The following is a 2611-nucleotide window of genomic DNA, read 5'->3' as shown; positions in this document are numbered from 1 at the left end:
GTCGTCCACGGCCAGGAGCCGGGGCTCGGCGAGCAGGGCCAGGGCGACGCCCAGGCGGCGCCGTTCGAGCATGGACAGGTCCTTGACCATGGTGCGGCGGTCCAGCTCCCCGAGGTCGGCGGCCTCCATGGCCTCGTCGGCCAGCCCCCTCGCGGCGGGCCGCATCCGCAGGAGCAGGCCCTCCGAGAGGTGTTCGCGCACCCGGAGGCGGTCGTCGAGGGCGTTGACGTCCTCCATCAGTCCGAGCGAGCTGATCCGCCGGACCCGGCGGGCCCGGCGGGGCAGCTCGTGGCCGTCCACGTACACGGTTCCCTCCGACGGCCTCATCCTGCCGGTCAGGGTCAGGAGCAGCGCGCTGCGACCGCCGCCCGAGTCGGCCTGGAAGACCGTGAGCGTGCCGGGCCGGGCGACGAAGCCGACCCCGGTGTAGACGGGGCCCTCGCGTGTGGCGAGCGTGACGCCCTCGGCCTGGACGCGCGCTCCGGTGGCCCGACGCATATCTGCGCCCCCCTCTTTTTGAACTGACCAGTCAGTGCAAAACCAGCGGCTCCACGCTACTGCGCCCGGGGCCCCTGTCCGAGCATCCGCCGCTGTGGGGTGTCGCACAGCGCGACGCGCCCGGCGGCCGCTTCGTGCGGGGTCCGAGGCGAGTTTGTGCGTAATTCCGTATGTACGTAAACTATGGAAAAATGAGGGGCGGTCCCGTGCCGCCCGGAGGAGGGATGCCATGCGGACGGCGGCCGGAGTGTGCTCGCTCCTGTTCCTGTGGAGCGGTGCGGCGCTGCTGGGGGTGGTCCTGGCCCGGGAGCTCCTCGACCTCTCCGGGTGGTGGAACGTGGCCGCCCTGGCGGCTTTCGGCGTGCTCGCGGCGCTGAACCCGCTGTTCGGCCGCCTGGCGCGCGGGGGGCCGCCCCCGCGCGCGGTCGAGGTGGCGCCGCCGGTCGCCGGGGCCTGGACCGCCCTGAACAGCCCCGCGGACCGCGTCCCCAGCCACGGCACCCGCGCCTACGGCCAGGAGTACGCGATCGACGTCCTGAAGGACTCCGAGGAGCGCCCGGCCTTCGGCTGGTGGCCCCCGGTCCGGGGGAACCGGGACTTCCCGGCCTTCGGGGAACCCCTGCTGGCCGTGGCGGACGCCGTGGTCGTCCGCGCCCGCGACCGCCGGCGCGACCACCTGAGCCGCAACTCCTACCCGGCGCTCGCCTACCTGTTCGCCGAGGGGACGGTGCGCAGCCTCGGCGGGGCGGGACCCGTGATCGGCAACCACGTGGTGCTCGACCTGGGGGACGGCGTCTTCGCCCTCTACGCCCACTTGCAGCGCGGTTCGCTCAGGGTGCGCGAGGGCGACCGCGTCCGGGCGGGCCGGACGCTCGCCCTGTGCGGCAACTCCGGCAACACCACCGAGCCGCACCTGCACTTCCAGCTGATGGACCGGGCCGACCCGAACCGCGCCCGGGGCGTTCCCTTCACCTGGCGGGGGGTCGGCGTCCCCGCGAACGGCGAGCGTTTCGAGGCCCCCGGGCCGCCCCGGGACTGAGCCGGGGCCGTGCCGTCCCGGCGCGCGCCCGCACCCCGGTGCGCGTACGGTTGGACGGGTGGACCGATCGGAACCGCGAGAACGGGGGAACACGGTGTCGGAGATCGCCGAACGGGTCGCGCGGGTGCTGGACGACCCCGAGAACTGGCCGGACGACCCCAAGGAGGCCGTCGCGCGCCAACGCGTGCTGGCGGACCGCGTGCGCGTCGAGCCGCTGGACGTGGACGCGGTGCGGCTGGTGGCCGGGCTGGACGTCAGCTACGCCACGGACAACTCCGCGCTGTCGGCGGCGGCCGTGATCCTGGACGTGCAGACCCTGGAGGTCGTGGAGTCCGTCGCGATCTCCTCCGAGCCCACGTTCCCCTACATCTCCGGGCTGTTCGGCTTCCGCGAGCTGCCGCCCGTCCTGGAGGCCCTGGGCGCGCTGCGGACGACCCCCGACGTGTACCTGTGCGACGGGTTCGGGATGGCGCATCCGCGCCGCTTCGGGGTCGCCTCCCACCTGGGGGTCCTGCTGGACCTGCCGGTGGTCGGGTCGGCCAAGTCCGTGCTGTACGGCAAGCACTCCGTGCCGGGGAACGAGCGCGGGTCGTGGACGCCCATGGTGGCGGGACGCTCCGAGGTGGTCCCCGACTCGCCCGCGCTGGCCCGGGAGGGCGCGGAGGTGATCGGGCGCGTCCTGCGCACCCGCGCCGGCGTCAAGCCCGTCTACGTGTCCGTGGGGCACCGCGTGGACCTGGAGGGCTCGGCCGAGCTGGTGCTGCGCCTGTCGCCGAAGTACCGCGTCCCCGAGCCGGTCAGGCACGCCGACCGGCTGTGCGGCGAGCACCGCAAGGCGGTCCTCGCCGCCAAGGGGTAGTCCGCGCCGGGGGGCGCCCCCGCGAGGGGAGGCGGACGGAGGCTCGCGCTGGCCGTCGGAACGGTGGTGCGGACCGCCCCGCCCGTGGGGCGTGCGGCAGCGGTCGGCGACGGGCCCTGCCGGGCCCTCGCCCCGCCCGGGGGGGGGCGGGCGCGCCCCCCCGCGGGGCCGGGCGGGCCGGCGGGGGGGTCCGGGGGCCCCCCCGTGTTGCCCGC

The 2611-nt window shown here is 75.6% G+C and carries 3 protein-coding genes; 2 read left to right on the top strand and 1 reads right to left on the bottom strand.

Going from position 1 to position 2611, the window contains the following annotated elements:
• On the bottom strand, window positions 1–498 hold a 498-nt coding region (locus tag ABZ234_RS21770), incomplete at its 3' end, for an ATP-binding cassette domain-containing protein (RefSeq protein WP_355013258.1).
• 229 nt (window positions 499–727) lie between these two features.
• Between ABZ234_RS21770 and ABZ234_RS21765 the strand changes: the two genes are divergently transcribed.
• A complete protein-coding gene (locus ABZ234_RS21765; protein ID WP_355013257.1) occupies window positions 728–1537 on the top strand; it encodes a M23 family metallopeptidase in 810 nt (269 codons plus the stop codon).
• Window positions 1538–1631: 94 nt separating this feature from the next.
• Window positions 1632–2396 (top strand): endonuclease V, encoded by a 765-nt coding sequence (locus tag ABZ234_RS21760; protein WP_344176504.1) that lies wholly within the window; start codon window positions 1632–1634, stop codon window positions 2394–2396.
• Window positions 2397–2611 lie beyond the last annotated feature (215 nt).

The organism is Nocardiopsis sp. NPDC006198 (genome assembly GCF_040613895.1).
In the GTDB taxonomy this organism is placed as follows: domain Bacteria; phylum Actinomycetota; class Actinomycetes; order Streptosporangiales; family Streptosporangiaceae; genus Nocardiopsis; species Nocardiopsis tropica.
The sequence above is the reverse complement of the archived record's forward strand: the minus strand, read 5'-3'. Positions and strand labels throughout refer to the sequence as shown.